Raw genomic sequence first — 25,358 nt, 5'->3', positions numbered from 1 at the left:
CCATCTCATGACTGGCAGGCTAACGGTGGTGCAGTAGCTCCAGGAGGTAGGTCCCGTAGCCGCTCTTGAGCAGCGGCTGCGCGACCTCGACCAGCTCGTCGTCGCTGAGGAAGCCGCGACGCCAGGCGACCTCTTCGGGCGCACCGATCTTGGTGCCCTGGCGGCTCTCGATCGTGCGCACGAAGTTGGAGGCGTCGTTGAGGGAGTCGAAGGTGCCGGTGTCGAGCCACGCACTCCCACGCGGGAGCACCTCGACGAAGAGCCGGCCCTGCTCGAGGTAGATCTGGTTGAGGTCGGTGATCTCGAGCTCGCCACGAGCCGAGGGGCGCAGCTGCTTGGCGTAGCCGACGACGTCGTTGGAGTAGAAGTAGAGGCCAGGCACCGCGTAGTCGCTCTTGGGCTCCGCGGGCTTCTCCTCCAGCGACAGCGCCCGGAAGTCGTCGTCGAACTCCACCACGCCGTACGCCGTCGGGTCGGCCACCCGGTAGCCGAAGACCGCCGCGCCGTCGAGGTCGGCGAACCGCATCAGGCGGCTGCCGAGCCCGCTGCCGTAGAAGATGTTGTCGCCGAGGACCAGGCCCACCGGGTCGTCGCCGATGTGCTCCTCGCCGATGATGAACGCCTGGGCCAGCCCGTCCGGGCTGGGCTGCTGGGCATAGGTCAGGTTGATCCCGAACCGCGAGCCGTCACCGAGCAGGCGCACGAACGCCTCGGCCTCGTGGGGCGTGGTGATCACCAGGATGTCGCGGATGCCGGCGAGCATCAGCGTCGAGATCGGGTAGTAGATCATCGGCTTGTCATAGACCGGCATCAGCTGCTTGCTGATCCCCTGCGTGATCGGGTGCAGGCGTGAGCCGGTGCCACCGGCCAAGATGATCCCCTTCACGAGCGCCCACCTTAGACTCCGGACCATGTCTCGACTGCTCGTGACCGGTGGCGCCGGGTTCATCGGCTCCAACTTCGTGCGCTACCTGGTCGACCACACCGACGCCCGAGAAGGTGACCGGGCAGTCGAGCAGATCACCGTCCTCGACAAGCTCACCTACGCCTCGACGCGGGAGGCGGTCGAAGGCCTCGAGCGCGTCGAGCTGGTGGTCGGCGACATCGCCGACGCCGACGTGGTCGAGCCACTGGTCGCCCGGCACGACGCGGTCGTCCACTACGCAGCCGAGTCCCACAACGACAACTCGCTCGACGACCCGAGCCCGTTCATCCGCACCAACCTGGTCGGCACGTTCACGATCCTCGAGGCAGTCCGCAAGGCCGGGGTGCGTCTGCATCATGTGTCGACCGACGAGGTCTACGGCGATCTCGACCTCGACGACCCCAAGCGGTTCACCGAGGACACGCCCTACAACCCGTCGTCCCCCTACTCCGCCTCCAAGGCCGGCTCCGACCACCTGGTGCGAGCGTGGGTCCGCAGCTTCGGCGTGCGGGCCACGATCTCCAACTGCTCCAACAACTACGGGCCCTGGCAGCACGTCGAGAAGTTCATCCCCCGCCAGATCACCAACCTCATCACCGGTGGCCGACCCAAGCTCTACGGCGACGGGCTCAACGTCCGCGACTGGATCCACGCCGACGACCACTCCAGCGCCGTCTGGACGATCCTCAACGAGGGCCGGATCGGCGAGACCTACCTGATCGGCGCCGACGGGGAGAAGAGCAACCTCGAGGTGGTGCAGCTGATCCTGAAGCACTTCGGCCGTCCGCTCGACGACTTCGACCACGTCACCGACCGCGCCGGTCACGACCGCCGCTACGCCATCGAGTCGGGCAAGCTGCGCAGCGAGCTGGGCTGGCGACCGACCTACGAGGACTTCGAGGCGGGTCTGGCCAACACCATCGAGTGGTACCAGGCGAACGAGGAGTGGTGGCGCCCGCACAAGGAGGCCACGGAGGCGACGTACGCGTCGAAGGGCCAGGCATGACCGACCTCTCGGTCGAGGTCACCCCGATCCCGGGCCTCGTGGTCCTGAGGCTCGACGTCCGCGAGGACAGCCGCGGTTGGTTCAAGGAGAACTGGCAGCGCGCCAAGATGGTGGCCCTCGGCCTGCCGGACTTCGGTCCGGTGCAGCACAACGTCTCCTTCAACACAGCTCGCGGGACCACGCGCGGCATCCACACCGAGCCCTGAGACAAGTTCGTCTCAGTCCTCACCGGACGCGCCTTCGGCGCGTGGGTCGACATGCGTGAGGGGCCGACCTTCGGCACTGTCTTCACGATCGAGATGGACCCGCGCACCGCGGTGTTCGTGCCGCGTGGCGTCGGGAACAGCTACCAGACGCTCGAGGACGCGACGACCTACAGCTACCTGGTCAACGAGCACTGGCGTCCGGGCACGACGTACCCCGCGCTCAACCTCGCCGACGAGACGGCCGCGATCGCGTGGCCGATCCCCCTGTCGGAGTCCGAGATCTCCGAGAAGGACAAGACCACGCCGCGGTTGGCTGACGTCGTGCCGATGAAGCCGCTCAAGACGCTGATCGTCGGCGCGCTCGGCCAGCTCGGGCGAGCCCTGCAGGCCGACTTCCCCGACGCCGACGTGGTCGACCTCGTCGAGGGAGCCAAGGACGGCGTGCTCGACGTCAGCGACCCCGCGCAGGTCGCGGAGTTCGCGTGGCACGACTACCAGCTGGTGCTCAACGCCGCGGCCTACACGGCCGTCGACAAGGCAGAGACCACCGAGGGCCGCCGGGCGGCCTGGGCTGCCAACGCGGCTGCCCCCGCGACCCTGGCGAGGGTCGCGACCGAGCACCGGCTGACGTTGGTGCACTACTCCACCGACTACGTCTTCGACGGCACCGCCGAGCTGCACACCGAGGACGAGCGCTACTCGCCGCTCGGGGTCTACGGCCAGACGAAGGCCGCCGGCGACATCGCCGTGGCCACCACGCCGCGGCACTACATCGTGCGCACCTCGTGGGTGATCGGCGAGGGGCGCAACTTCGTTCGCACCATGCAGCAGCTCGCTGCCGACGGCATCTCACCGACCGTGGTCGACGACCAGGTCGGCAGGCTGACGTTCACCGCTGACCTGTCACGCGCCACCAGGCACCTCCTGGACCAGGGAGCGCCGTACGGCATCTACAACGTGCAGGGATCCGGTCCGAGGACCTCATGGGCGCAGCTGGCCAAGGAGGTCTTCCGACTCAGCGGCCGCGACCCCGGCGAGGTCACGCCCGTGACCACCCAGCAGTATGTCGAGGGGCGCGAGGGCATCTCGCCCCGACCCGCCAACGGCGTGCTGGATCTCTCGAAGATCCAGGCGACCGGCTTCACGCCGGCCGACCACCTCGAGCAGCTGAGGGACTACTGCGAGTCCGACCGGCCGTAGTCGTCGTCGAGGCGGCAGATGTCGTCCTCGCCGAAGTAGTCGCCGCGCTGGACCTCGATGATGACGAGCAGCTCGTCATGCACGTTGGCGATGCGGTGGGGCGTGCCCACACCGATGTCGACGCAGCCACCGGACTTCACCTCGACGGTCTCGCCGTCGATCGTGCAGGTCGCGGTGCCGGCGACCACCACCCAGTGCTCGGCCCGCAGCCGGTGGGTCTGGTAGGACAGCCGTTGACCGGGCAGCACCTCGAGCCGCTTGACCTGGTAGCCGTCGCCACGGTCGAGTGCGTGCCACGCACCCCACGGCCGCTGGTCGGACTCCATGCTGGTCTTTCCCCGTTCGGAAGTCAGCGTCGCGTGAGCGAGCTGAGCGCAGGCTTGACATCAGCAAGGTAAACCAGCGCCGCGATGGTCAGGGCCAGATTGATCAGATTGAGAGGCGCACCCGCGAGCACGACCTGGGCCGCCACGCCCAGACCGAGGATGATGGTCCAGGCCGCCTTGTTGAGCTTGCCCGCCGCTCGGTAGGCCTCGTCGGAGAACCTCAGCGAGCTGACGAAGGCGTAGATCTTGACCGCCAGCAGCCCGATCTCGATCAGGAGCATCGTGTAGCCCTCGACGGCGAAGACGTCCATCACGGGTTCAGGGTACCGGTCATCCACAGGTTGGCAGGCCACCCGTTGCGGCCGCCGCCCCTCCTCGATCTGGTGCTGGCCGTGGATCGGGTGGAGATGCGGCGCTTGCTCACGCGTCAGTGCGGCACGGTGTCGCGGCGCCAGCTGCTCGATCTCGGAGCCCGTGACAACGACATCCAGCGCATGGTGCGGCGCCGGGAGCTCGCCCGGATCTTCGAAGGTGTCTTCGTCGACCACACCGGTCCACCCACGGCCGACCAGAAGGCGTGGGCAGCGGTGCTGTACGCCGCGCCCTCCGCTCTGGCTGGCCGCGATGCGTTGCGGGCCCACGGACTCCGCGGCTTCGAGCCACTTGCGCGTGCGCCGGTCGACCTGGTCGTCCCGGCCGAGCGGCGCGTGGCGCCACAGCCCGGAATCCGCGTACGTCGACTGAGCGCGTTCGACGCCCAGGTCCAGCAGCACCTGTCGCCACCGCGCACGAGGTTGGAGACCGCCGCCTTGCAGGTCGCCTCCGAGTCCCCGACCGAGGACGGCGCTGTGGCCGTGTTGTCGGACGTCTGCCAGACAGGTAGATCGACGGCCGAGAGACTACGCGACCACCTGACGGCCACACCTCGCCTCGCCCATCGTGCACTCCTGCTAGCGGTCCTCGACGACATCGCGACCGGCGCCTTCTCAGCCTTGGAGCGCAGGTTCCTCGCGAGGGTCGAGCGCGCCCACGGACTGCCGGTCGGCGTTCGTCAGCGCCGGGTGGAACTCGCCGGCAAGGTCTGCTTCCGCGATGTGAGCTATCCGCGCCTGACCACCCACGTGGAGCTCGACGGCCGCCTCGGCCACGAGCGCGCGACAGACAGGTGGGCCGACCTGGAACGCGACCTTGCGAGCGCTGGGCCAGGCGCGTCGATGTGGTCCCGACTGCTCACTGTCGTGAAATGGGAAGATCCCCAGCACCAGGTGCTGGGGATCTTCCGAATTCCTCTGAACGAGGCGAGAAGGTCAGTCGCCGACCTTCTGGGCCGCGTCGACGAGCGCGCGAGAACCAGCGGAGACGGTCTTCTTGGCCGAGGTGCGGGTGGCCTTGGCGCTGGACTTGGCCACGGCGCGCTTCTTGGCGACGGTCTTCTTGGCCGCGGTCTTCTTGGCCGCAGTCTTGTTGGCGACGGCCGCCTGGGTGCGGGTGGTCCTGGCCTTCGCGACGGTGGTCTCGGCGGCGGCGACGGCCTCCTGGGTGGAGGACTGGCGACGGATGCGGCCGACCAGGGTCTGGCCGCGCTTGACGAGGTCGCCGTAGGCGTCGGTGGCGGTCGACAGGCCGACCGTGGGCAGGCTCACGACGCGCTTCTCGATCGCGGAGTAGGTCGCCTTGGGGTCGAAGTCGACGACCGACTTCTGGGCGGCGGCAACGCGCTTTTGGGCCTCAGCCGCGTAGTCGCGAACGGTCTCGACGGCCAGGTCGGTCACGCCGACACCGGCGTCGATCACGCGCTTGAGGTCGAACTTGGGGGTAGCCATTCTGTGTTTCTCCCTTGTTGTGGTGGGTTGGTCATGCGGTCGACTGGTCGTGCAGGTCGTCGTTCTGGTGGATGAACGACGCGTAGACGTCCAGCAACGTCTGCTTCTGACGCTCGGTGAGCGAGGCGTCGTTGAGCACGGCCAGCTCCACGGATCCGCCCACTGCGATGTGGGAGTCGTCGGGACTGACGATGCCGGCACGGATGTAGAGCTGCTCCGCGGAGATGCGCAGGGCCTTGGCGAGCTGCTGGAGCACCTCGGCCGAGGGACGGCGCAAGCCGCGCTCGATCTGGCTCAGGTAGGGGTTGGAGACGCCGACCTGGTCGGCGAGCTGGCGAAGGGACAGGCGCGACTGGGTGCGCTGCTCCTTCAGGTACTCCCCCAGCTGGCCACCCAGCTGGCCCACCTTGGTCCTGGCCATGTACCCAGTGTGCTAACACTAGTTAGCAAATTGCAAACTCCAGGCTGCGTGATCCGCGTCTCAGCCGGCTGGAATCAGAAGGTCGCGCGGATCTCACCCACGGGCACTCCCCCACCGAGCAGGGGTGCAGCGCCCGTCGCCCGTACGGCGTCCGTGTCGACGCCTGCCTCGGTGTCGACCCCACTGCGACGCAGGGCGGCGGCCATCAGCACCGGCCGCACCCGCGGGTAGCCGTCGTCGGCCTTGAGGGCGAACGCCCGGCCGTCGCTCAGCGCCACGGCGTAGCACGCCTCGGCGCCGGCCTTGCCGATCGCGCCCGGGATCGCGGTCAGCAGGGCGCGTTCGTCGCGCCGTGTCCCCGAGACGTTCGCCGGGTGGTTGCGGATCGCGTCCGCCACCCGCCGCTCGGGCCCGGACTGCGCGGTCGCGAGGGCCCGGAAGCCGCGGGCCAGCCCGGTCAGCGAGGCCGAGAGCAAGGGCGCCCCGCACCCGTCGACGGCGACCACCGCAACGGGCTCGCCCGTGAGCTCGGCGAAGGTCTCCGAGATCGCGACCTGCAGCGGGTGGGCGGGGTCGCGGTAGGTCGCGGTGTCCCAGCCGTTGACCACACAGGTCAGCAGCATCGCGGCGTGCTTGCCCGAGCAGTTCATCAAGATGGGCGCGCGGTCGCCTCCCGCGCGGATCACCGCGTCGCGTGCCTCGTCGTCGAGCGGGTAGTCGGGTGGGGTCTGCAGCGCCGACTCGTCCAGGCCGCCGAGCGCCAGGATGCGGCCGGCCCCGGCGACGTGGAACTCCTCGCCCGAGTGGGAAGCGCAGGCGAGTGCGAGCAGTTCGGGCTCGAGGTCGAGGCCCAGACGCACCATCGCCAGCGCCTGCAGGGGTTTGTTGCACGACCGCGGCAGGATCGGGGCGGCCACCTCGCCGATCGACCAGTCGACCTCGCCGGACGCGCCGAGCGCGACCACCGAGCCGTGGTGATGACCTTCGACGAAGCCCGAGCGGACCACCTCGGCGACGACCGGCAACGACATGCGGCTCACGCTAGCGTTCGGCCATGCGAGTGCTCTTCGCGACCACCGCCAACGACGGACACTGGGGTCCGCTGGTGCCGTTCGCGCGGGCGTGCGTCGATGCCGGCCACGAGGTACGGGTGGCGGCGCCGGCGTCCTTCGCCGGTCGGCTCGAGGACGCCGGGTTCGGGCACGAGCCCTTCGCCGACGCGCCGCCGGAGCTCATCGGGCCGGTGATGGCCGGCTTGCCGAGCATGTCGTTCGAGGAGGCCGACGACACGGTCGTGCGAGACGTGTTCGGGCGCATCGACGCACAGGCGGGACTCCCCGCCGTCAGCGCGACCATCGAGCGCTGGCGGCCCGACCTCGTGGTCCGCGAGTCCGCCGAGCTGGCCTGCGTCGCCGCGGCCCAGCGCGCCGGCGTACCTCACGTCCACGTCTGCATCGGCATGCACGAGATCGTGCGCAGGTTCGCCTCGCTGGTGGCCGAGCCGCTGGCCGAGCTCGACACGCTCGCCGGGCTGCCGGCCGGTAGCTGCGCCGACTCACTGACTCGCGAACCCGTGCTCAGCACGGTGCCGCAGCGACTGGACGACGCGGTCGGCGAGGCGCTGCCCGGTGTCAGCCGCTTCCGCGACCCCGCCCCTGCTCGCGGCACCGGTCCCCTGCCCGAGGCCTGGGGCGATCCCGGCCTGCCGCTGGTCTACGTGACGCTCGGCTCGGTGACGGCCTCGTTGCCGCCGTTCGCCGGCCTCTTCGGCGAGCTGTTGGCGGCCCTCGCCGAGGTCGACGCACGGATCCTGCTGACCGTCGGCCGCAGGTTCGACATTGCCGGGCTGGGTCCGCTGCCGGCCAACGCCAGGGTCGAGCCGTGGTGGCCACAGGCCGATCTGCTCGCCCACGCCGACGCGATGCTCGGGCACGGTGGCTTCGGGACCACCATGGGCGCGCTGGCGGCCGGCGTGCCCCAGGTGGTGATGCCGGTCTTCACCTCCGACCAGCTGGCCAACAGCCTGCACGTCGCGGCGGTCGGTGCCGGCATCGCGGTGCCCATGGGGCCGGGCTCGGTCGCACTCGCGGCCGACGCGGTGGTCACCGTCCTCGCCGATCCTGCCTACGCCCTCTCCGCGAACCAGGTCGCGGGCGACATCGCCGACCTGCCGCCGGCGTCGGATGCCGTGCGGCTGCTGGAGTCCCTCGTAGGGTGACCGTGTGCAGCCGGGGGTCATCCAGACAGCGGGTCTGACCAAGGACTACGGTGCCGTCCTCGCGCTCGACGACCTGACCATCGACATCGCGCCCGGCATCACCGGCCTCGTGGGTGCCAACGGCGCTGGCAAGTCCACGCTCATCAAGATCCTGCTCGGCCTCGTCGCACCGACCTCCGGCACCGCCAGCGTGCTCGGCCTCGACCTCGCCGCCGACGCCCCGGCCATCAGGGCCCGCGTCGGCTACCTGCCCGAGCACGACTGCCTGCCGCCCGACGTGAGCGCCAGCGACTTCGTGGTGCACCTCGGCATGATGTCCGGGCTGCCGCGCGTCGCCGCCCGCGAGCGAGCCGCCGAAGTACTGCGCCACGTGGGGCTGGCCGAGGAGAGGTACCGTCCGATGGGCGGCTACTCGACGGGCATGAAGCAGCGGGCCAAGCTCGCGCAGGCCATCGTCCACGACCCGCGGCTGGTGCTCCTCGACGAGCCCACCAACGGCCTCGACCCGGCGGCCCGCGACGACATGCTCGGGCTGGTCCAGCGGGTCGGGCACGACTTCGGCATCTCGGTGCTGGTCACCTCGCACCTGCTCGGCGAGCTCGAGCGGGTCAGCGACCACGTGGTGATCCTCGACAGTGGTCGGCTGCTGCGAGCCTCGGAGACCAGCGAGTTCCTCGACGTCACCGGCACCCTGCTCGTGGAGGTGCTCGGCGACGACGCCCAGGCACGCATGGGCCAGGCGCTCCTGGCCGCCGGAGTGCCCGTGCAGCGCCGCGGTGGACTGCTCGCCCTCGAGCCGGCACCCGACCTGACGGTCGACGTCCACGACCTCGTGCGCGACACGGCTCTCGAGCTGGGGCTCGGGCTCGTGCGGATCCAGGCCGACCACCGGCGCATCGAGGACGTGTTCGCCGATGCCTGAGCCGATGCCTGAGACCCCGCCCACCGGCGTCATCCACGACCTCGGCTACCGCCCCTATGACGGCCCGAGGCAGACCGGCCGCCACATCGCGCTCGCGCTCTTCGTCAGCGGATTCCGCAACGCCTTCGGGCTGGGACGCTCCAACAAGTCGAAGGTGCTGCCGTTCCTGCTGCTGGTGATCAACCTGCTGCCGGCAGTGATCATCGTGGGCGCGATGACCCTGTTCAACCTCAACGAGCTGCCGCTGGCCTACGCGCGCTACGCCTCGGCCACCCAGATCCTGCTGAGCATCTTCGTGGCGGCCCAGGCACCGGTGCTGTTCTCGCGCGACCTGCGCCACGGGTCGATCGCGCTCTACCTGGCCAGACCACTGTCTTCGGCCGCCTACGCCGCCGCCCGGTGGGCCTCGCTGCTCGCCGCGACGCTGGTCTTCCTGCTCGTGCCGGTCATCGCTCTGTACGTCGGAGCGGTCCTGGCGGAGCTCGACTTCGGCGAGCAGACGCGCGACGCCGCCAAGGCGGTCGTGCTGGCCGGCCTCCTGGCCTTGATGCTCACCGGTGTCGGCGGCCTGATCGCCTCCATCTCGTTGCGCAGGGGCTTCGCGATCGTGTCCACCATCGTCGTGCTCCTGCTGGGCAACGGGGTCGTGACCGCCGTCCAGGGCATCGCCCGGGACCAGGGCGAGCTGCGGGTCGGCGAGGTGGCGGGCCTGTTCTCGCCGTACTCCCTGCTGCGCGGCGCCACGACCGCATGGACCGACGAGGAGTTCGTCCTGCCGCGGGGCTCCGGCGCGATGTCGGCGACGTACTTCGTCGTGATGGTGCTCGTGGCGATCGTCTTGTTCGCGCTGCTCCTGCTCCGCTACCGCCGGATCGCTGGACGGTAGCCGTGGCCACCATCAGTCTCGATGCCGTCAGCCGGTGGTACGGCAACGTCGTCGCCGTCAACGGCATCACCATGACGATCGGCCCTGGCGTCACCGGTCTGCTCGGCCCCAACGGTGCGGGCAAGAGCACATTGATCGCCCTGATGTCGGGCTTCTTGTCGCCGTCGGCCGGAAGCGTCACCCTCGACGGCACCCCGATCTGGCGCAACACCGAGGTCTACCGCACGATCGGGCTGGTCCCCGAGCGCGAGATCAGCTTCGGCTACCTCACCGGTCACCAGTTCGTGATCGCCAACGCCGAGCTCCACGGGCTGCCCGATCCGGGTGCAGCAGCCCAGCGTGCGCTGGAGATCGTCGACATGGTCGAGCCAGCCGCCCGCCGGATAGGCACGTACTCCAAGGGCATGCGGCAGCGGGTCAAGCTCGCCTCCGCCCTCGTGCACGACCCGGGCGTGCTGCTGCTCGACGAACCGTTCAACGGCGTCGACCCGCGCCAGCGTCTGCACCTCATGGCCCTGCTGCAGCGGTTCGGCGCCGAGGGGCGGACCGTGCTGTTCAGCTCCCACATCCTCGAGGAGGTCGAACAGGTCGCCCGCCAGATCGAGGTCGTGGTCTCGGGCCGGCATGCCGCCTCGGGCGACTTCGGCGAGATCCGCCGGCTGATGACCGACCGGCCCGTGCAGTACGTCGTGGTCAGCAGCGACGACCGCCGCCTGGCCAGCGCGCTCATCGCCGAGCCCTCCGTCGTCGCCGTCAGCCTGCGCCCCGTCGTCGCCGGCCGAGGTGGCGTCGACGTCTCGGTCAGCGACCTCGGCGGCTTCGCTCACCGCCTGCCGCGGGTCTCCCACGACGCGGGCGTCCGCCTGATCGAGCTGTCGCCGACCGACGAGTCGCTCGAGAGCGTCTTCGCCTACCTGGTGGGGCGGTGACCTTGAACGCGACCATCCTGCGGCTGTCCGCCCAGGCCCTGCTGGGCCGACGACGTGGGCTCGTCCTCGCGCTCATCCCCGCTGTCGTGGTCGCGCTGGCGATCGTCGTACGCGCCCTCACCGAGTCCGGCACGGGGTACGAGATCGTCAACGCGGTCGGCTTCACGCTCGCCCTCCCCCTCGTCGCGCTGCTCGCCGCATCAGCGGTGCTCGGTCCCGAGGTCGACGACGGCTCGATCGTCTACCTGATCGCCAAGCCCGTACCTCGTCGGGTCGTCGCCCTCAGCAAGTACGCCGTCGCGTGGCTGGCCACCATGGCCCTGGGCGCCGTCCCCCTCTTCCTCGCCGGCCTGATCCTCCAGGCCGACGCGCCCAGCAAGGCGCTGGCCTGGGCCGTGGGCGGCGCGGTCGCCGGCACGACGTACGCCGCACTCTTCCTCGCCCTTGCCGCTCTCACCCGTCATGCCGTGGTCGCGGGGCTGCTGTTCGTGCTGTTGTGGGAAGGCCTGCTGGGCGGGCTGCTCAGCGGCATCAAGTGGCTCGCCATCGGCGCGTGGGGTCGCGAGATCGCCTCCGCCGTCAGCTCCGCGGTCGACGACCCGGGCACGGGCCTGACCTACGCCGTGCTCGCGTCACTCGTGGTGACCGCGTTCTCGCTGTGGTTCGCCGGAGACCGGTTGCGGTCGTTCACGTTGCGCGGCGACGAGTAGCTCGTTCCGCTCGAACGAATCGGAGGATCGCGGCCAGCATGCGGATGGGATCCTCCGACATCTCGGCGGTCCCTTCATCGCGTCCGGCTACCCGATCGACCAGGTGATCCGCGACGAGGCGCCACCTAGAGGTGCGCCCCGCACCGCCGTACCGCGGTGACTGCGAGGGAGCGGGCGGTGCGCACCAGCTCGGCGACCTCGACCTGCTCCCTGGGGGCGTGGGCGAAGCGGACGTCGCCGGGTCCGTAGTGCAGGGTCGCGATGCCGCCGAGGTGCTGGTAGAGACGCAGGTCGCTGCCGTACGGCGCGGCCCCGATCGAGGACTGCCGTCTCTCGGTGTCGTGCACGGCGGCCAGCACCTCTGCGACCAGCGGATGGTCGGCCGCGAGACGCCCGCTGGCGAACTGCCCGCCGGGCCAGGTCACCTCCACCGGGTGATCGACCAACCAGGGGTCGCGGGAGCAGGCGACGGTGACGGCTCGCTCGAGCGTCGCGCGCGCCTGCTCCGGTGGCTCGTCGAGCTGGACGCCGAGGCGGCCCTCGGCGACGAGCAGGTCGGGGACGCTGCTGGCCCAGTCGCCCGCACGTACCTTGCCGACCGAGATCGGGTACGGCAGCGGGTTGTCGTCGAAGAGAGCGTCGGGCCGCGCGTTCCGCTCGCGCTCCAGCTCGGCGAGGGCGGCGTACACGGGCAGGAAGGCATCGAGGGCGCTGTGGCCGGACAGCCGCGCGCTCCCGTGGGCCGCGCGGCCGGCGACGCGCAGCCGGAAGGTCAGCGCACCGGCGTTGGCCACGACGACCTTGCCGCTGGTCAGCTCGGTGATGACGGCGGCCTCGCCGTCGTGTCCGCGCAGCAAGGTGGCGAACGCGCCGAGCCCGCCGTCCTCCTCGCTGATCACGCTGTGCACGGCGAAGGGCCTCTCCAGCACCACCCCGGCCACCGCGAGTGCACGAGCCACCGCGAGGTTGACGGCGACTCCGGCCTTCATGTCGCAGGCGCCCCGTCCGTGCACGGTGCCGCCGCGGACGCGGCCGCTCCAGGGGTCGCGGTCCTGCCACTTGTCGAGGTCGCCGGTTGGCACGACGTCGACATGGCCCTGGAGCACCAGCGCCGGGATCCCGGCAGGCCCGAAGCTGCCGACGACGCCGTACCCCTCGGTCCGCGTCGCCTCCGTGCCCGGGTGCGCTGGATGGTCGGCGAGCGAGGCCAGGTCCAGCTGCCAGGCGTCCACGTCGAACCCGAGGCCGGTGAGCCGGCCGGCGACGCGGTGCTGGAGGTCGGACTCGGCGTCACTGCCTGTCACGCTGGGGATGCGGATCAGGTCGACGAGGTCGCCGACCAATGCGTCTTCGTCCAGGGCGTCGAGCACCCGGAGCTCGGCACCGGACAGGCTGGGTCCGGTCACCGGGTGACCGTAGCGCCCGCGGGTGCCAGCCCGCGGCAGCTCGTCTCAACTGATCTCGAGCGACTCGACCATGGCGCCCAGGGCGTCTCGCAGGTCCGCGGCCGTGTCGGGTCCGTACGACGAGTCGACGATGAGGCGCTGACCGTCGACGTCGAGGATCCAGAGCTGGTCGACCTGGTCGTCGACGTAGATGCCCCGCTCGTCGGCGAGTCCCGGACGCTCGTCGCAGACGCCCAGGTCGGGCGGACCGGTCAGCTCGAGGTAGAGCCCGTCGTAGCCGGCGAGCACCACCGCCTCGGGCTGCGTGGAACGAGTCGCCTTCTGGGACACCAGCGCGTCGGCGAGGTCCTGGACCGACGGCCCGGGCGTGACCAGATCGTCGTCCGGAACGAGGCACGCGTCGCGATCGACCTGGTCGGCAGTCCAGAGACCGAGGAAGGCGCCGTGATCCGCCGAGACGACGTACCACGTGTCCTCGGCCTCGAAGCCGTCGGCAACCTCGAGCGTCGCGTCGACGGGGTGCATGCGGGGCTGCACCAGGAACGACAGCGTCGAGGTGGACCCGGCACCGCTCGTGACGGACGCGGAGGCTTCCGGCTGGGAGTCCTCGCAGCCCGTCGCCACCAGGCAGAGCAGCACGGTCAGAACAGCCGGGATCCTCATCGCAGCCCCAACGGCAGCGGGGTCTCGGTGCGGACGACGAGTGCGTACCTGACATTGCGCGGGTCACCGCGCACGACGCGCACCTCGATCGTGTGTGCGGCACCGGGTGAGAGCCGCTGGCCGAGCTCGGTGAAGTGACCACGCTGCTCGGAGCCGTCGCGCGGGACGGTGCTCCGGTCGACCACCAGCTCGAGCGTCACGCCGCACAGCTCGTCGACGGCGGCCCAGTAGTCCGCGCTCTGCGTCGTCTCGTAGTCGGGCAGCTCGTCTCGGTTCTGCTCGACGCACTTGTCGAAGTGCGGGCTGGGTGCCTGGTAGGTGTCGACGAGGTGAGCCTGGTCCGACGCAGGCAGCTCGGCGACGAGCGTGCTCGCGCCGGGAGCGGCCAGCACGGCCCGGTCGAGCAGCCACGCGGATCCGCCGATCGTGCTGACCGCGTCGTAGTCGCGGCCGAACAGGTGGAGGACCGGAGCAGGACGGTGCTCGTAGACCGCGAACCCGAACTCCGCGTCGGGGACCACCACGGCCTGCGGCTCGCCGTACTCCGCGTTGCAGTCGGACGTGCCCTGCCGGAAGCAGTCGAGGTACGCCGACGAGGGGCGCGCGAGCCACATCCGCATGCGGAGGGGCACCGCTGTGTCTGTGACGACCTCGTCACCGATGTCACTGCTGGGCGCCAAGGTGGTGTCCGCGTCGGGCGAGCAGGATCCGTAGCCAGAGGCGCCGTCCTCGCGGTCGTAGAAGTAGTAGAGGTCGCGGCCGCCACGGCAGTAGACCTCCACGAAGGCGGTCCCGTTGCTCGTCGCCACTGTTGTGGTCAGCTGGGTGTCCCCTGCGTGCTCGGACTGCGAGCTGGTCAGCCTCGCCAGCTCGTCGAAGCCGCGCACGTCATCGGGTCCGACGTCGGCCACGATCGTCTGCTGTCCAACGGGAACCTGCGGCCCCCCGTCGGGCGTGGGAGTCGGGCTCGTCGTCGACGAGGGCTGGCCGGAGGGCTGCGGCTCACTCCGGTCCGTCCACGCCGACGACCCGAGGAGGCCGGCGACCACGACGGCCGTCACGGCCAGGGTCGAGGCACCCGTCACACGCGCCTGCCGACGGCGGCGCCGCTGCGTGTCGAGCAGGTCGTCGAAAGCAGGCTTGGGCAGCTGCCGCCCGAGCTCTCGCAGCTGGTCGAGATCAGACATGGTCGGCCTCCTCGGGCACGGACAGCAGCGGGGCGAGCAGCTGCCGGCTGCGCGCCAGTCGGGTCTTGACGGTGCCGATGGGCACTCCGAGCTCGCTCGCGATGTCGGCGACCGATCGGTCGGCGAGGTAGAAGAGGACGGCCACGGTCCGGTGGGCGAGGTCCAGCGTCCCCAGGGCCTGCACGACGGCGACGGGCTCGGGTCCGATCTCGTGCGCAGCCATCGGCCCCGGCACCTTGGCCTGGAACCTGCGCACCACGTCGAGGTGGCGCCAGCGGTTCCGCACGTGGTTCAGCGCGACCGTGCGCAGCCAGGCCTCGGGGTTGTCGAGCCGGGCGAACCTCGCACCTTGGCCGAGTGCCTTCACGAACGCTTCCTGGACCGCGTCCTCGGCGTCGGCCAGGTCCCCCGTCAGCGCGAGGAGCTGGACCACGAGGCGCACGTACGACGCGTCGTACACCTCGCGCACGTAGCCCTCTGCACCCATCGGCTTCACCCTCACGACATCGCTTCTCGATGATCCACCTCCACGACACCTGACGAGGCGATCCGGTTCATGGGCAATGGCAAGATGGCCGCCGTGTCGGCGCCCCAGCCCGTGGTCCAGTACCACCCCACGCCCCGTGAGCTCGACGACCTCGAGCTGTTGAGCTCAGGAGCCTTCGCGCCGACGACCAGGTTCAACGAGCCTGGGTCTCCCGTGACGCTCACCCTGCCGGCCGAGCTGGTGGGCCACGACGTCGAGCTGGTAGACCCGGAGGGCCTGCCGTTGGCGAGGGTGACGGCGACGGGAGAGGTCACCGTCCTCACGCACGCCCAGCACGGCCCCTTTCGACGGCTCTACCTGACTCCGTCGCAGGTGAGGGAGCAGCACGCCGGCGCGACGTTCGTGCCAGTGACCGACGCTCTCGACGTCGACGAGCTCGCCCTCTTGGCGGACCTCGACGGTCGGGTGGTGCTGATCGCCCTCGTCGGGCACGGCACCCCTGCCCTGAGCCCCGTCGCGCTCCTCCGGGCGAGTCTCGCGGCCGCCGCACGGCTCGACGACGCCCTCGTGGTCGCCGTACCCCTCGCCTCCCACGGCGATGCCCAGACCGACCACGACCTCGGCGTCCAGGTGCTCGGCGCCTACGCCGCGGACGATCCCGTGGCCGCTCTGCCGGAGACCGACCCCGATGCTCCGCTGCCCGACGAGATCGCCCGCATCGTCGACGCCGATCGTCCAGGGCCTGGCGAGCAGGGCGTGGTGCTGTTCTTCACCGGACTCTCCGGCAGCGGCAAGTCCACCCTCGCCCAGGCGGTCATGGACCAGATCCTCGAGATCGGCGACCGGACGGTCACCAGCCTCGACGGCGACGTCGTACGCCGCCACCTCAGCGCCGGACTGACCTTCAGCAAGGAGGACCGCGAGACCAACATCCGCCGCATCGGCTGGGTGGCCGCCGAGATCTCCCGGCACGGCGGGCTGGCGGTCTGCTCGCCGATCGCGCCGTTCGACGCGACCCGCAAGCAGGTGCGCGAAATGGTCGAGCATGCCGGCGGGGCGTTCTTCCTGGTCCACGTCGCGACCCCCCTGGCCGAGTGCGAGCGGCGCGACCGCAAGGGGCTGTATGCCAAGGCCCGGCGTGGCGAGATCCCGGAGTTCACCGGCATCTCCTCCCCCTACGAGGAGCCGGAGGACGCCGCGTTGCGCATCGACACCACCGGTCGCACGATCGAGGACTGCCGCGACGAGGTGCTCGCCGCGGCGGCGGGTTTGCTGCAATAGCGCCCTGAATCAGTAGAGTTATTGCGGTTTGCACCGACCACCCCGAGGACACCATGCAGGACCTGATCAACGACTCGTTCTTCTCCATCCTCGCTGCTGGCTTCTTCGTGGGCGTGGTCGTCGGCCTGACCGGCATGGGTGGCGGGGCGCTGATGACACCGGCGCTGATCTTCCTCGGCGTCGGCGACGCTGCGACCGTCGTCACCGCCGACCTCACCGCCGCAGCGGTCTACAAGACCGGCGGCGCGCTGGTGCACCGGCGCGAGGGCTCGCCCAACATGCAGCTGGCCAAGTGGCTGATCCTGGGCTCGGTGCCGATGGCCCTGCTCGGGCCCCACCTGGTCGACTGGTTCACCGACCCCGCAGACCTCGACAGCACGCTCAAGCTCTGCATCGGCTTCGCGCTGCTGTTGGCCGCGGCGACCTACGCCCTGCGCCTCTACATCAACCTGCGACGCGTACGCCGCGGACACGAGGTCGACGACAACCCGCGGATCCGCCCCCTCCCGACCCTGCTCGTGGGCGCGCTGGGCGGCCTGCTGGTCGGCATCACCAGCGTCGGCTCAGGCTCGGTGATCATGATCGCGCTGCTGATGCTCTACCCCGGCCTGGCCGCCGTCCGCCTGGTCGGCACCGACCTCGTGCAGGCGGTGCCCCTCGTGCTGGCAGCAGCCATCTCCAACATCGCGCTGCACGGCCTCGACTGGTCGCTGCTGATCCCGCTGGTCATCGGGTCGGTGCCCGGCACCTTGATCGGCAGCAAGATCGCGCCGCGAGTGCCGCAGTCGGTCATCCGGCGCGGCATCGTCATCGTGCTCACGATGAGCGGCGTGGCACTGCTCGACAAGGCCGGCTGGGCGCCCCTGGGCGCCGGTGACGACGACACCCACCCGATGCTCGTGGCGGGGGTCGGTCTGCTGATGCTGGTGGTCGTGCCGCTGGTCTGGGGTGTGCTCCGCAAGCAGCAAGGACTGCCGATGTTCGGGTCCCCGACCGTGGCCGAGCTCGAGCGCGACCCCTACTCCGCGGGGCACGAGCGTCATACCCCTCACGGCTCGCCGTGAGCGCGAGCACACCCTTCGCGATTGGGAGGGCTCCCCGCACCCCCCGATAGCATGACGGGGATCCGAACCGAGAGGTACCTGACGACACGATGACGACCGAGGACACTGCGCTGAACACCGCTCCCGCTACCCACGTCGACTACCAGCTCAGCCAGCTCGACCAGCTGGAGGCGGAGTCGATCCACATCTTCCGGGAAGTGGCGGCCGAGTTCGAGAAGCCGTGCCTGATGTTCTCGGGCGGCAAGGACTCCATCGTGATGATGCGGCTGGCCGAGAAGGCGTTCTTCCCGGCCAAGATCCCGTTCCCGGTGCTGCAGATCGACACCGGCTACGACTTCCCCGAGGTGCTCGAGACCCGTGACCGCTGGGTGCAGCGCCTCGGTGTGCGCCTGATCGTGGCCAGCGTCGAGGACGCCATCGCCAACGGCATCGTCGTCGACGACGGCAAGACCAGTCGCAACCGCCTCCAGACCGGCACCCTGCTCAACGCGATCGAGGAGAACGGCTTCACCGCGATGTTCGGCGGCGGCCGTCGCGACGAGGAGAAGGCCCGCGCCAAGGAGCGCGTCTACTCCCACCGCGACGACTTCGGCCAGTGGGACCCCAAGATGCAGCGTCCCGAGCTGTGGAGCCTCTACAACGGCAAGATCCACTCCGGCGAGCACATGCGGATCTTCCCGATCTCCAACTGGACCGAGCTCGACGTCTGGGACTACCTCGGCCGCGAGAAGGTCGAGCTCCCCTCGATCTACTTCTCCCACCAGCGTCGGGTCTTCAAGCGCGACGGCATGTGGATGTCGGAGAGCGAGCACAACCCGCTGCGCCCCGGCGAGGTCGTCGAGGAGCGCACGGTCCGGTTCCGCACGGTCGGCGACATCACCTTGACCGGTTGCGTGGAGTCCGAGGCCGACACGATCGAGAAGATCATCGAGGAGGTCGCGGTCGCTCGCATCACCGAGCGCGGCGCGACCCGCGGTGACGACCGGTTCTCCGAGGCGGCCATGGAAGACCGCAAGAAGGAAGGCTACTTCTGATGGACCTCCTCCGCTTCGCCACGGCGGGCTCGGTCGACGACGGCAAGTCGACGCTCATCGGGCGGCTGCTCTACGACTCGAAGTCGATCTTCGAGGACCAGCTCGAGGCCGTCGAGGCCACCAGCGTCTCCAAGGGCCACGAGTACACCGACCTGTCACTGCTGACCGACGGCCTGCGCTCCGAGCGCGAGCAGGGCATCACCATCGACGTCGCCTACCGCTACTTCGCCACGCCCAACCGCAAGTTCATCATCGCCGACACCCCGGGCCACGTTCAGTACACCCGCAACATGGTCACCGGCGCCTCGACCGCCGACCTGGGCCTGGTGCTGGTCGATGCCCGGCAGGGCCTCACCGAGCAGTCGCGCCGCCACGCGGTGCTGCTCTCGCTGCTGCGGGTGCCCCACCTGGTGCTCTGCGTCAACAAGATGGACCTGGTCGACTGGTCCGAGGAGATCTACGAGCGGATCCACAAGGAGTTCACGCAGTTCGCGACCAAGCTGTCGATCCCCGATCTCGAGGTCATCCCGATCTCGGCGCTCAACGGCGACAACGTGGTCGACCGGGGCGAGAACTCCCCCTGGTACCACGGCCCGACGCTGATGCACCACCTCGAGCACGTCCACGTCGCCTCCGACCGCGACCTCGTCGACACCCGGTTCCCGGTCCAGTACGTCGTACGCCCGAAGTCCGACGAGTACCACGACTACCGCGGGTACGCCGGTCAGGTCGCCGGTGGTGTCTTGAAGAAGGGCGACGAGGTCGTCGTGCTCCCCAGTGGCATGACCTCGACCATCGAGGGCATCGACCTGTTCGACAGGGAGGTCGAAGAGGCCTTCCCGCCGATGTCGGTGACCGTCCGGCTGGCCGACGACGTCGACGTCTCGCGAGGCGACATGATCGCGCGCGTCAAGAACGCCCCGAGCCCCAGCCAGGACATCGACGCGATGATCTGCTGGATGACCAACGCGCCGCTGCGACCGCGCGCCAAGCTGGCCATCAAGCACACGACCCGGATGGGCCGCGCGCTGGTCAAGGACATCCAGTACCGCCTCGACGTCAACACGCTGCACCGCGACGTTGAAGGGGCAGCGACCAATGGCCTTGGTTTGAACGAGATCGGGCGCGTCCAGCTGCGCACCACGGTGCCGCTGCTGTGCGACGCCTACTCCAAGAACCGCACCACCGGGTCGTTCATCCTCATCGACGAGGCGACCGGCGTGACCGTCGGCGCCGGGATGATCAACAGCGCCAGCTGATCGCTGACCCGCGACTCAGCGCAGGTTCGGTCGCACGTGGAGGCCGACCTCGGGGTCGACGACGACCTCCTGGGACGCCGGCATGTCGTCGGCGTCGAGGGTGGCCTCGATCGGGACGTTGCGCTTGACCAGCGCGAGGGCGATCGGGCCGAGCTCGTGATGCCGGGCGGAGCTGCCGACCATGCCTACCACCCTGCCGTCGTGGAGGAGGTCAGCGCCCTGGCGGGGTAGGCGGTTCTCGGAGCCGTCGAGGTGGAGCAGCGTCAGGCGGCGCGGCGGACGGCCGAGCGTGTGCACCCGGGCCACCGTCTCCTGGCCGCGGTAGCAGCCCTTGTCGAGGTGGACGGCGCCGGGACGGTCTGCCTGGCCGATCCAGCCCACCTCGTTGGGGATCGTGCGATGGTCGGTGTCGAGGCCGAGACGCGGCTCACCGCGCGCGATCCGCAGCGCCTCGAACGCCCAGGTGCCGCAGGGCTGGCCCGCCGCGCGCGCATAGGCCTCGAGGCGGTCGCGTGGCACCAGCTCGTAGGCCGCCTCATCGGCGCTCGAGCCGGCCGAGACCCGTGGTCGCCAGGTGACAGCCAGCTCGGAGGTGACCTCGGCGACCTCGACGCGCATCATGAACCGCATCCGGTCGAGGAACTCCACCAGCGCCGCGGCTGCGCCGGGCTCGGTGTGGGCCGTGAACGCCTCGCCGTCGTCGACACCGGAGAAGGCGTGCTCGACATGACCTTGGGGCGAGAGGATCAACGCGTCGGTCCACCGGTCGGGCGCCAGCCCCTCGAAGTACTGCGTCGTCAGCGAGTGGAGCCAGGTCAGCCGGTCGGGGCCGCTGACGCGCACCACGTCGCGGTGGGAGAGGTCCACGAAGCCGTCGAGGGCCTCGAGCACGCGCTGCTCGCGGTTGAAGGAGCCGTAGTGGGCGGCCACGCCGGCGTCGATCCCGTTGCCTTCGACGGCGCCGGGCAGGCTGAGCAAAGGGCTGGTCACGAGTCCACCGTCTCGCACTCGACGCAGGTACCGAACATCGTCAGGTGTCCCACGTCGACCGCGAAGTTGCGCTCGTCGCGCAGACGGGCGCCGAGGGGTGCGAGCATGTCGGGTCCAACAGACACGATCCGACCGCAATTCCGGCACACCAGGTGGAAGTGCTCGTGGTCGGTCACCGAGTGGTACGTCGGCGCGCGGTCGCTCAGGTGAGCGTGGCGCACCAGCCCGAGGCCTTCGAGGACCTCCAGCGTGCGGTAGACCGTCGAGGCGTTGACCGCCGTGGACTGCTGGTGCACCTCGGCGAGGACCTCGTCGGGCGTGGCATGGCCGAGCTTCTCGACGGCAGCCAGGATCAGCTCGCGCTGGGGGGTCAGCCGGTAGCCGCTGTCGCGCAGACGCGCGCGGAGACCGGTTGCCTGGTCGCTCACGGCTCCCCCGCGTGACGGCCGCCGCCCTCGGCAGAGCCGCCGCCGCGCTGCAGTCGCGCCCAGGTGTGGGGCTGGAGCTCCTGATCCATCGCGGCCATGTCGTAGGCGTAGAGCAGGTCCCCGTCGACGTACCCGTAGAGCCTCTTGCCTGCCGTGTAGGCCTTGGCGGTGGTCGTGCGCGCGACGGTGTCGGTCACGATCTCGAGGCGAGGCTGGTCGGGGTGGATCTCGCCGTGCCAGATCTCCACGAAGCCCGTGTTGTGGGCCAGCACGACCTCGACCGTGCGGTCGGGCTGCGGGCGCAGGAACCCGGTCTCCTGGGCGGCGTTGCGGACGAACTCGCCGTTGTCGCCGACGATCCAGGCCCGGCTGAAGTAGTGGATGAACGGCCGGCCGTCTTGCTGGAAGACCAGCTCCTGCCCGAACTGGAACCCGTCGATCGTCGGGTAGTCGCCGTGCCCGTTGCCTCGCCAGCTGCCGATCAGCCACGCCAACGGCGCACACAGCTCGTGGATGTTCTCCGGGATCTCGAACGGCACCCCCTCACTCTAGTGTTGCGGCATGCCCCGAGGACTTGTCGTGAAGGTGACCGCAGGCGCCGACGACGCGGAGCGGTGCAACCAGGCGTTCACGGTCTCGGCCACGGCTCTGGCCTCCGGCGCCGAGGTGAGCCTGTGGCTGACAGGCGAAGCAGCCTGGTTCGCCGTACCCGGCCGGGCGGAGGAGTTCTCGCTGCCGGTGGCGGCACCGCTGGCCGACCTGCTGGCCGCCGTGCTCGCGGGAGGGCGGGTCACCCTGTGCACCCAGTGCGCCGAGCGCCGGGGCATCGCCGCCGACGACGTGCTCAAGGGCGTGCGCATCGCCGGTGCTGCCGTGTTCGTCGAGGAGGCTCTCGCCGACGACGTCCAAGCCCTCGTGTACTGAGCCGATGCCAGGTCCCTCACCGGTCTTCGTGGCGGGCACGGGCCGTTCGGGAACCTCCCAGCTCGCCGACGTCATCGGCGAGCACCCGTTGATCCATCGGATTCCGATGGAGACGCACTTCATCGTCGACCCCGGAGGGCTGCGGGACCTGGCCGACGCCCTCACGATCCGCAGTGACCCGATCGTCGGAGCTGATGCCCTTCAGCGGCTGGGCGAGATGCTGCGGGTACGCATGGTCGAGCGGCGCGACCGCGACCGCGGGCACTCGCTGCCCGAGGTCATCGGCGAGCGGCACTACTGGGCGGCAGTCGACCGGCTGTGGTCGGACCTCGTGGCGGCGACGTACGACGAGCCCGCGCCGAGCAGCCGGCCACGTGTGCTCCCGAAGTACTTCGGCGACCGGCGCGAGCTCGCCGCGGTCCTGCGGCGTGCGGTCGAGACGATGTTCGCTGGCGCGGCCACGGACGCCGGCAAGCCGACGTGGTGCGAGAAGACGCCCTTCAACCTCCTGTCCATGGACTTCCTCTGGGAACTGTTCCCCGAGGCCACCATCGTGCACGTCAAGCGCCACCCCGTCGCGGTGGTCTCCTCCCACCTCGACCAGCCCTGGGCCCCGAGCACGATCGATCGACGGCGTCCTCGCCTGGCTGGCGCCTGTCTATGGGCGCTGGCTGTCGTGGAAGGCCTCGGCAGACCTGACCGGTAGGAGGTACGTCGAGGTCCGCGCCGAGGACCTCGCGGCCGACTGGCCCGCTCAGCGCGAGGCGCTGTTCGGGCAGCTCGGCGTCGAGGACGCAGCGACCCGTTCGCGCTTCGAGGCGCGTTCCCTGTCCGCGCGCGATGGGCAGCTCGACCCAGCCGCCCGGAAGTACGTCGAGGGGGAGCTCGGAGACGTCATCACCGCGATGGGCTACGCATGAGCAGCAGCAAGCCGACGCTGCGGCGAAGCGAATCCCTTAGCGATCAGCCAGATCGGGAGGACGAGCAGCTCGAACAGGCCGCCGGGCACGACGAGGAGCAACCCGCCGCCTGCACTCATGTCGAGGAGGGCGAGGAGGTCGAGGGGTACTCCGATGGTGAGCAAGCCGTATCCCACGAGGCCGAGGAGCGCTATCGCTCTCGGCACCAGCCGCGAGACCAGGAGCACGTAGGTCAAGATGATGCCGCCGAGCCCGGTCGGCACGTAGACCCACAGCATGTGGTTCGCGACGACTTCCGACTGGACCAGGAGATAGACGCCGCAGGCGGCCGACACGGCGAACTCGACGATCCGTAGAGCTGGGTACCAACCGGCCAGGTGTGGGGCGACCTCCTTGAGGACCGGGTACATCAGGAGGCCGATGGCGACGACGGCTAGTCCGGCCACCGTCATCAGCAGGACGCCGATGGTCATGGGGCCTCGGGCGGAGTTGCCGTCCACGAAGGCCTCGATGAGGGACGTGCCGGCCATGGCGGTGACCATCTGGATCACGAACAGGACGCCGACTGCGGTCGCGGTCCCCGTCCTTTGGTAGCTCGGCGCGTCGGGTCGGGGTTGGGTGGTGCTCGTGACGCTCAGGGTGGTCATGGTGGAGGCCCTTTCGGCAGCGTCGGGAGCGACGGCTTATCTAACGATGTTAGATTAGATCGAGACGCTATTCTAACGCCGTTAGATTGTCGATAGCGCGGGAGGTGGGAAACCGTGGGCCGCAGGTCAGCCGAAGCCGCGAGCAAGGCGCCCCTGAACCGCGAGCGGACCTTCGAGGTCGCACTTGAGCTGGCGGACCGCGAGGGGATCGAGGCGGTCAGCATGCGCCGGCTGGCCCGAGAGCTGGGCGTGGAAGCCGCGTCGCTCTACCACCACGTCGCGAGCAAGGACCAGATCCTCGACGGGCTGGTCGATCTCGTGGCGGCCGAGATCGAACTACCCGCGCCTTCGCCCGACTGGCGCGACACGATCAGCCAGCGGGCGAGGCACACCCGCACGTGCCTGCGTCGTCATCCGTGGGCCGTCAGCCTGATGGCCTCGCGAACCAGCCCGGGGTCAGCGACCCTGGCGCTCTTGGAGGCCGGGATCCGATGCTTCCGCGAGGGTGGCTTCTCGGTTCAACAGGCTGCTCACGCCATCTCGGCGGTGGACAGCTACGTGCACGGGTTCGTGTTGCAGGAAGTCAACCTGCCCTTCCGCGACGAGACAGAGCTGGCAGCCATGACCGCAGCGATCATGGAGACGTTTCCGGCCTCGGAGTTCCCCTACCTCTTCGAGATGACAGTGGAGCACGTGCTGAAGCCCGGCTTCGACTACGGCAAGGAGTTCGACTCCGGACTGGCCGTGGTCCTGGATGGTCTTGCCACAACGCTCGCCTGAAGAGCCGCAGGCAGATGCCTCTCCGGTGTGGTCGTGAATCTCATCGGCGTCGGGTGGAGGTGGTGGATCCTCGCGGCCCATTGATACGGCGCGTCCGTCGAACTCTGTCGGTAGGTCCGCCAGCGGGTCGCCCAGTATGGCGACTCCCCAGTGCCATGGCCGCGTGAGCGTCACCTCAGCCAGCGGTTGCACGGGCGCGATCGTACGTCGAGCAGGAATCTTCAGCGCCCTCTCATCGGCTGAGAGTGCGTCCGGAACTCGAGCGGAGGGACGCGCAGTCTATGCCTGGCCTATTGGCGTCGGGTGTAGGTGGTGGTGCCGTCGGGGTGGTGGTGGGTGTCCCAGTTGGGGTGGTGGGCTCGGTGGTGGTGGAAGGGGCAGAGGAGTTTGCCGTTGTGAGGCTGGTGGTGCCGCCGTGGGCCCAGGGTTGTCGGTAGTGGTGGCCGTGGCAGTAGGCGGCGGGGACGTGGCAGCCGCGGGTGGTGCATTCCTTGTCACGCAGGTCCAGGGCCTTGCGGAGCGGGCCTTTGAAGAACCGGGAGGTGCGGCCGAGGTCGAGGACCTCGCTGTCACCGTCGAGGATGGCGGGGAGGATCGCGGCCTGGCAGGCCAGCCGTCGGGCTTGTCCGGCGGTGATCGTGTCCCCGGTGGAGGTGGCCGCGGTGCCGAGCCCGGTCAGCAGGGTTTGGTGGGGGATGGTGACGATGATGCTGGTC

Annotated in this window: 30 protein-coding genes and 1 pseudogene; 15 read left to right on the top strand and 16 right to left on the bottom strand. The window is 69.8% G+C overall.

All coding sequences use genetic code 11. From position 1 onward, the window contains the following. Positions 1-19: 19 nt before the first annotated feature. Positions 20-886, bottom strand: a complete 867-nt coding sequence (gene rfbA / locus ISU10_RS15700; protein ID WP_194697359.1) for a glucose-1-phosphate thymidylyltransferase RfbA — start codon at positions 884-886, stop codon at positions 20-22. A 25-nt stretch (positions 887-911) separates the two neighbouring features. On the opposite strand from rfbA, the gene rfbB reads away from it, so the two are divergent. The 3 genes and pseudogenes from rfbB (at position 912) to ISU10_RS24335 (ending at position 3,337) form a co-directional block, all read left to right on the top strand. Beyond that, on the top strand, positions 912-1,931 hold the full coding sequence (gene rfbB / locus ISU10_RS15695) for a dTDP-glucose 4,6-dehydratase (RefSeq protein WP_194697358.1): 1,020 nt from the start codon (positions 912-914) through the stop codon (positions 1,929-1,931). After that, positions 1,928-2,443 (top strand): annotated as a pseudogene (locus ISU10_RS24340) (dTDP-4-dehydrorhamnose 3,5-epimerase family protein); the annotation flags it as partial. The gene rfbB and the pseudogene ISU10_RS24340, both read left to right, overlap by 4 nt. A 21-nt stretch (positions 2,444-2,464) precedes the next feature. Next, the gene (locus ISU10_RS24335) at positions 2,465-3,337 is read left to right on the top strand and encodes an SDR family oxidoreductase (protein WP_442417796.1); all 873 of its coding nucleotides are present in this window, start codon (positions 2,465-2,467) and stop codon (positions 3,335-3,337) included. Here ISU10_RS24335 and ISU10_RS15685 read toward each other — a convergent pair. The 6 genes from ISU10_RS15685 to ISU10_RS15660 all read right to left on the bottom strand — a co-directional run bounded on the left by ISU10_RS15685 (position 3,313) and on the right by ISU10_RS15660 (position 6,938). Further along, a complete protein-coding gene (locus ISU10_RS15685; protein WP_194697357.1) occupies positions 3,313-3,663 on the bottom strand; it encodes a phosphomannose isomerase type II C-terminal cupin domain in 351 nt (116 codons plus the stop codon). The two genes, ISU10_RS24335 and ISU10_RS15685, sit on opposite strands and share 25 nt — an antisense overlap. A gap of 23 nt (positions 3,664-3,686) precedes the next feature. Beyond that, the gene (locus ISU10_RS15680) at positions 3,687-4,436 is read right to left on the bottom strand and encodes a DUF2516 family protein (protein ID WP_194697356.1); all 750 of its coding nucleotides are present in this window, start codon (positions 4,434-4,436) and stop codon (positions 3,687-3,689) included. 213 nt (positions 4,437-4,649) lie between these two features. Further along, complete coding sequence (locus tag ISU10_RS15675; protein ID WP_194697355.1) at positions 4,650-4,925, bottom strand: hypothetical protein; 276 nt, start codon at positions 4,923-4,925, stop codon at positions 4,650-4,652. Positions 4,926-4,970: 45 nt separating this feature from the next. Next, positions 4,971-5,486, bottom strand: coding sequence for a hypothetical protein (locus tag ISU10_RS15670; RefSeq protein ID WP_194697354.1), 516 nt, complete (start codon positions 5,484-5,486; stop codon positions 4,971-4,973). Between the two features lie 31 nt (positions 5,487-5,517). Then, a complete protein-coding gene (locus ISU10_RS15665; RefSeq protein WP_194697353.1) occupies positions 5,518-5,907 on the bottom strand; it encodes a helix-turn-helix domain-containing protein in 390 nt (129 codons plus the stop codon). A gap of 74 nt (positions 5,908-5,981) precedes the next feature. Beyond that, complete coding sequence (locus ISU10_RS15660) at positions 5,982-6,938, bottom strand: asparaginase (RefSeq protein ID WP_194697352.1); 957 nt, start codon at positions 6,936-6,938, stop codon at positions 5,982-5,984. Between the two features lie 23 nt (positions 6,939-6,961). Here ISU10_RS15660 and ISU10_RS15655 point away from each other — a divergent pair, with 23 nt between their 5' ends. The 5 genes from ISU10_RS15655 to ISU10_RS15635 are packed head-to-tail and all read left to right on the top strand — an operon-like array spanning position 6,962 to position 11,572. Next, on the top strand, positions 6,962-8,125 hold the full coding sequence (locus ISU10_RS15655) for a glycosyltransferase (protein ID WP_194697351.1): 1,164 nt from the start codon (positions 6,962-6,964) through the stop codon (positions 8,123-8,125). Positions 8,126-8,129: 4 nt separating this feature from the next. Next, entirely contained in the window at positions 8,130-9,047 is a 918-nt protein-coding gene (locus ISU10_RS15650) for an ABC transporter ATP-binding protein (RefSeq protein WP_194697350.1), read from the top strand. A 4-nt stretch (positions 9,048-9,051) separates the two neighbouring features. Continuing rightward, on the top strand, positions 9,052-9,933 hold the full coding sequence (locus ISU10_RS15645) for an ABC transporter permease (protein ID WP_194697349.1): 882 nt from the start codon (positions 9,052-9,054) through the stop codon (positions 9,931-9,933). A gap of 2 nt (positions 9,934-9,935) precedes the next feature. Then, positions 9,936-10,862, top strand: a complete 927-nt coding sequence (locus tag ISU10_RS15640) for an ABC transporter ATP-binding protein (RefSeq protein ID WP_194697348.1) — start codon at positions 9,936-9,938, stop codon at positions 10,860-10,862. Then, positions 10,859-11,572, top strand: a complete 714-nt coding sequence (locus ISU10_RS15635) for an ABC transporter permease (protein ID WP_194697347.1) — start codon at positions 10,859-10,861, stop codon at positions 11,570-11,572. Before ISU10_RS15640 ends, ISU10_RS15635 begins: the two co-directional genes overlap by 4 nt. 125 nt (positions 11,573-11,697) lie before the next feature. Here the strand turns inward: ISU10_RS15635 and ISU10_RS15630 are convergent, their stop codons facing one another. From ISU10_RS15630 to ISU10_RS15615, 4 genes are read right to left on the bottom strand one after another with little or no spacing between them, the layout of a single operon-like run. Then, positions 11,698-12,978: an ArgE/DapE family deacylase gene (locus tag ISU10_RS15630; RefSeq protein WP_370865491.1), complete on the bottom strand. Its 1,281-nt coding sequence runs from the start codon at positions 12,976-12,978 to the stop codon at positions 11,698-11,700. A 45-nt stretch (positions 12,979-13,023) separates the two neighbouring features. Next, on the bottom strand, positions 13,024-13,641 hold the full coding sequence (locus tag ISU10_RS15625; RefSeq protein WP_194697346.1) for a hypothetical protein: 618 nt from the start codon (positions 13,639-13,641) through the stop codon (positions 13,024-13,026). Continuing rightward, positions 13,638-14,828: a hypothetical protein gene (locus ISU10_RS15620; protein ID WP_194697345.1), complete on the bottom strand. Its 1,191-nt coding sequence runs from the start codon at positions 14,826-14,828 to the stop codon at positions 13,638-13,640. Before ISU10_RS15620 ends, ISU10_RS15625 begins: the two co-directional genes overlap by 4 nt. Further along, positions 14,821-15,315 carry an RNA polymerase sigma factor gene (locus ISU10_RS15615; protein WP_194697344.1) on the bottom strand — a complete coding sequence of 165 codons (495 nt, stop codon included), beginning with the start codon at positions 15,313-15,315 and terminating at the stop codon, positions 14,821-14,823. Before ISU10_RS15615 ends, ISU10_RS15620 begins: the two co-directional genes overlap by 8 nt. A gap of 69 nt (positions 15,316-15,384) precedes the next feature. Here ISU10_RS15615 and cysC point away from each other — a divergent pair, with 69 nt between their 5' ends. From cysC to ISU10_RS15595, 4 genes are all read left to right on the top strand, one after another. After that, on the top strand, positions 15,385-16,596 hold the full coding sequence (gene cysC, locus ISU10_RS15610) for an adenylyl-sulfate kinase (RefSeq protein WP_228501081.1): 1,212 nt from the start codon (positions 15,385-15,387) through the stop codon (positions 16,594-16,596). A 53-nt stretch (positions 16,597-16,649) separates the two neighbouring features. Then, entirely contained in the window at positions 16,650-17,660 is a 1,011-nt protein-coding gene (locus ISU10_RS15605; protein WP_194697343.1) for a sulfite exporter TauE/SafE family protein, read from the top strand. Between the two features lie 89 nt (positions 17,661-17,749). Beyond that, positions 17,750-18,694 (top strand): sulfate adenylyltransferase subunit CysD, encoded by a 945-nt coding sequence (cysD, locus tag ISU10_RS15600; protein WP_194697342.1) that lies wholly within the window; start codon positions 17,750-17,752, stop codon positions 18,692-18,694. Then, positions 18,694-19,953 carry a sulfate adenylyltransferase subunit 1 gene (locus tag ISU10_RS15595; RefSeq protein ID WP_194697341.1) on the top strand — a complete coding sequence of 420 codons (1,260 nt, stop codon included), beginning with the start codon at positions 18,694-18,696 and terminating at the stop codon, positions 19,951-19,953. The genes cysD and ISU10_RS15595 overlap by 1 nt, the downstream gene beginning before the upstream one ends. A gap of 15 nt (positions 19,954-19,968) precedes the next feature. On the opposite strand, the gene ygfZ is transcribed toward ISU10_RS15595, so the two are convergent. From ygfZ to ISU10_RS15580, 3 genes are read right to left on the bottom strand one after another with little or no spacing between them, the layout of a single operon-like run. Then, the gene (gene ygfZ / locus ISU10_RS15590) at positions 19,969-20,943 is read right to left on the bottom strand and encodes a CAF17-like 4Fe-4S cluster assembly/insertion protein YgfZ (protein WP_194697340.1); all 975 of its coding nucleotides are present in this window, start codon (positions 20,941-20,943) and stop codon (positions 19,969-19,971) included. After that, entirely contained in the window at positions 20,940-21,371 is a 432-nt protein-coding gene (locus ISU10_RS15585; RefSeq protein ID WP_194697339.1) for a Fur family transcriptional regulator, read from the bottom strand. The genes ygfZ and ISU10_RS15585 overlap by 4 nt, the downstream gene beginning before the upstream one ends. Next, positions 21,368-21,910: a heme-binding beta-barrel domain-containing protein gene (locus ISU10_RS15580; RefSeq protein WP_194697338.1), complete on the bottom strand. Its 543-nt coding sequence runs from the start codon at positions 21,908-21,910 to the stop codon at positions 21,368-21,370. The genes ISU10_RS15585 and ISU10_RS15580 overlap by 4 nt, the downstream gene beginning before the upstream one ends. A gap of 22 nt (positions 21,911-21,932) precedes the next feature. On the opposite strand from ISU10_RS15580, the gene ISU10_RS15575 reads away from it, so the two are divergent. Together ISU10_RS15575 and ISU10_RS15570 are read left to right on the top strand one after the other, a co-directional pair. Continuing rightward, entirely contained in the window at positions 21,933-22,295 is a 363-nt protein-coding gene (locus ISU10_RS15575) for a DsrE family protein (protein WP_194697337.1), read from the top strand. A 4-nt stretch (positions 22,296-22,299) separates the two neighbouring features. Next, positions 22,300-23,001, top strand: a complete 702-nt coding sequence (locus ISU10_RS15570) for a sulfotransferase (RefSeq protein ID WP_228501079.1) — start codon at positions 22,300-22,302, stop codon at positions 22,999-23,001. Between the two features lie 204 nt (positions 23,002-23,205). On the opposite strand, the gene ISU10_RS15565 is transcribed toward ISU10_RS15570, so the two are convergent. Next, complete coding sequence (locus ISU10_RS15565; RefSeq protein ID WP_194697336.1) at positions 23,206-23,862, bottom strand: DUF4386 family protein; 657 nt, start codon at positions 23,860-23,862, stop codon at positions 23,206-23,208. A gap of 114 nt (positions 23,863-23,976) precedes the next feature. Here ISU10_RS15565 and ISU10_RS15560 point away from each other — a divergent pair, with 114 nt between their 5' ends. Beyond that, complete coding sequence (locus tag ISU10_RS15560; protein WP_370865488.1) at positions 23,977-24,642, top strand: TetR/AcrR family transcriptional regulator C-terminal domain-containing protein; 666 nt, start codon at positions 23,977-23,979, stop codon at positions 24,640-24,642. A gap of 232 nt (positions 24,643-24,874) precedes the next feature. Here ISU10_RS15560 and ISU10_RS15555 read toward each other — a convergent pair. Further along, a partial coding sequence (locus ISU10_RS15555; RefSeq protein ID WP_194697335.1) for a DUF222 domain-containing protein occupies positions 24,875-25,358 on the bottom strand: 484 nt, incomplete at its 5' end.

This window comes from Nocardioides agariphilus (genome assembly GCF_015352445.1).
GTDB classification, from domain to species: domain Bacteria; phylum Actinomycetota; class Actinomycetes; order Propionibacteriales; family Nocardioidaceae; genus Nocardioides; species Nocardioides agariphilus.
This window is presented reverse-complemented; position numbering and strand designations above follow the sequence as displayed.

Coding starts and splice junctions, on each gene's coding strand:
- ISU10_RS15575 (WP_194697337.1), top strand. CDS start 21,933: ATGCCCCGAGGACTTGTCGTGAAGGTGACCGCAGGCGCCGACGACGCG.
- ISU10_RS15665 (WP_194697353.1), bottom strand. CDS start 5,907: ATGGCCAGGACCAAGGTGGGCCAGCTGGGTGGCCAGCTGGGGGAGTAC.
- ISU10_RS15625 (WP_194697346.1), bottom strand. CDS start 13,641: ATGAGGATCCCGGCTGTTCTGACCGTGCTGCTCTGCCTGGTGGCGACG.
- ISU10_RS15685 (WP_194697357.1), bottom strand. CDS start 3,663: ATGGAGTCCGACCAGCGGCCGTGGGGTGCGTGGCACGCACTCGACCGT.
- ISU10_RS15670 (WP_194697354.1), bottom strand. CDS start 5,486: ATGGCTACCCCCAAGTTCGACCTCAAGCGCGTGATCGACGCCGGTGTC.
- ISU10_RS15620 (WP_194697345.1), bottom strand. CDS start 14,828: ATGTCTGATCTCGACCAGCTGCGAGAGCTCGGGCGGCAGCTGCCCAAG.
- ISU10_RS15645 (WP_194697349.1), top strand. CDS start 9,052: ATGCCTGAGACCCCGCCCACCGGCGTCATCCACGACCTCGGCTACCGC.
- ISU10_RS24335 (WP_442417796.1), top strand. CDS start 2,465: ATGAAGCCGCTCAAGACGCTGATCGTCGGCGCGCTCGGCCAGCTCGGG.
- ISU10_RS15615 (WP_194697344.1), bottom strand. CDS start 15,315: ATGGGTGCAGAGGGCTACGTGCGCGAGGTGTACGACGCGTCGTACGTG.
- ISU10_RS15570 (WP_228501079.1), top strand. CDS start 22,300: ATGCCAGGTCCCTCACCGGTCTTCGTGGCGGGCACGGGCCGTTCGGGA.
- ISU10_RS15565 (WP_194697336.1), bottom strand. CDS start 23,862: ATGACCACCCTGAGCGTCACGAGCACCACCCAACCCCGACCCGACGCG.
- rfbB (WP_194697358.1), top strand. CDS start 912: ATGTCTCGACTGCTCGTGACCGGTGGCGCCGGGTTCATCGGCTCCAAC.
- ISU10_RS15660 (WP_194697352.1), bottom strand. CDS start 6,938: ATGTCGTTGCCGGTCGTCGCCGAGGTGGTCCGCTCGGGCTTCGTCGAA.
- ISU10_RS15655 (WP_194697351.1), top strand. CDS start 6,962: ATGCGAGTGCTCTTCGCGACCACCGCCAACGACGGACACTGGGGTCCG.
- ISU10_RS15595 (WP_194697341.1), top strand. CDS start 18,694: ATGGACCTCCTCCGCTTCGCCACGGCGGGCTCGGTCGACGACGGCAAG.
- ISU10_RS15605 (WP_194697343.1), top strand. CDS start 16,650: ATGCAGGACCTGATCAACGACTCGTTCTTCTCCATCCTCGCTGCTGGC.
- cysD (WP_194697342.1), top strand. CDS start 17,750: ATGACGACCGAGGACACTGCGCTGAACACCGCTCCCGCTACCCACGTC.
- cysC (WP_228501081.1), top strand. CDS start 15,385: ATGGGCAATGGCAAGATGGCCGCCGTGTCGGCGCCCCAGCCCGTGGTC.